Source organism: Nocardioides pelophilus, assembly GCF_014180685.1.
In the GTDB taxonomy this organism is placed as follows: domain Bacteria; phylum Actinomycetota; class Actinomycetes; order Propionibacteriales; family Nocardioidaceae; genus Nocardioides; species Nocardioides pelophilus.
Genome location: NZ_JACEHF010000301.1, coordinates 1 through 1655 on the forward strand (window position 1 = coordinate 1; position 1655 = coordinate 1655).

Genomic DNA, 1655 nt, shown 5'->3' on the forward strand with positions numbered 1-1655 from the left:
ATCACGCCGGCGTCCTTGCGGCACTCCACGCCCGCGGTCTGGGCGGCGAGATCCTGCACCGTGAAGGTCCGCTTGGCCTGCGACCGCGACATCCGGCGGCCAGCACCGTGCGACGCGGAGCAGTACGACGCCTCGTTGCCGAGGCCGCGTACGACGTACGAGCCGGTGCCCATCGAGCCCGGGATCAGGCCGTACTCGCCCGCGCCCGCCCGGATCGCGCCCTTGCGGGTCACCACGAGGTCGACGCCGTCGTACGTCTCCTGCGCCACGTAGTTGTGGTGCGCGGAGATCTGCTCGCCGAACCCCACCTCGAGGCCACGCTCCGCGAACGCCCGACCGACCACCTCGCAGAACAGCGCCATCATGACGGCGCGGTTGCGGGCGGCGTACTCCTGCGCCCAGTAGAGGTCGCTGAGGTAGGCGTCCATCTCCGCCGTGCCGGCCAGGAACACCGCGAGGTCGCGGTCGGGCAGGCCCAGGTTGTGATCCAGCCCCTTGGCCTTGTAGATGTGGCGCTCGGCGATCTCCTTGCCGATGTTGCGGCTGCCGGAGTGCAGCATCAGCCACACCTGGCCGTCGTCGTCGGACGTCAGCTCGATGAAGTGGTTGCCGCCGCCCAGCGAGCCCATCTGCTGCTTGGCCTTGCGCTCCCGGTCCTGGACGTCGTCGTGCAGCGCGCCGAAGCGCGCCCAGAACCGGTCCCAGCCCGCGAGGTGGCCGTGGTTGAGTCCGAGGCGGCGTACGTCGGGCATCGAGCTGTGCGACGAGAAGCCCACCGGGATCGCCTTCTCGACGGCCAGGCGCAGCGCGTGCAGGTCGTCGGGGAGGTCCGCCGTGGTGAGGCTGGTGCGCACCGCCTGCATGCCGCAGCCGATGTCGACACCGACCGCAGCCGGCGACACCGCGTTGCGCATCGCAACCACCGAGCCGACCGTCGTGCCCTTGCCGAGGTGGACGTCGGGCATCACCCGGAGGCCGTGCACCCAGGGCAGCCGCGAGATGTTGCGCAGCTGGTCGAGCGCCTGCTGCTCGACGTCCTCGACCCGCGCCCACATCAGGGTGTCGGCCTGCGCGCCGGGCAGGCGCACGGGCAGGGTGGCGGTGTCCATGGTGTTCATCCTCCTTCGGGTTCCGTCTTGGTTTCGAGGCTCGCTTCGCTCGCACCTCAACCAGCGACGACCAGTGACCACCAGCGACGACCGGCGACGACCGGCGACGACCGGCGACGACCAGCAGTACGTCTACGTGCGACGAGCACCCCTTGCAGGAGTCGAACCTGCGGCCTCCGCGTTCGTAGCGCGGCACTCTGTCCCGCTGAGCTAAAGGGGTCTGGCGAGCGGAGACGGTACGGCGGGGGACCCGCGCCGGCCTAGCGACTTTGGCGCGACAGCGGAAGCGCGTTGACCGAGGCCGGATCCAAGGCCGGGTGAGGGACCACCTCGACGACGTACGCGTCGTGGTCGGAGAGTGTGGCGCCGGCGTGCTCGGCCGGGTGCCGCTCGGCGCGGCGAAAGCCCCACTGCGCCGGGACCGCGACGTGGTCGATCGTCCGGCCGGCGTCGTGCTGGCTCAGGAGGTCAAGCGTCGGGATCTGCGTCTGCAGGCGTTCGGCGGCGGCGCGCAGGCGGCTGCGGCTGGCGGCCGCGGGCGAGGAG

General features: G+C 71.3%; 2 protein-coding genes and 1 tRNA gene. All 3 read right to left on the reverse strand.

The window, feature by feature from the left end; genetic code table 11:
* On the reverse strand, positions 1-1109 hold a 1109-nt coding region (locus H0488_RS23200; RefSeq protein ID WP_183101529.1), incomplete at its 3' end, for an RtcB family protein.
* A gap of 146 nt (positions 1110-1255) precedes the next feature.
* A tRNA-Arg gene (locus H0488_RS23205) sits at positions 1256-1329 on the reverse strand.
* Positions 1330-1369: 40 nt separating this feature from the next.
* Positions 1370-1655: hypothetical protein (locus H0488_RS23210; RefSeq protein WP_183101530.1), on the reverse strand; the 286-nt coding region annotated here is incomplete at its 5' end.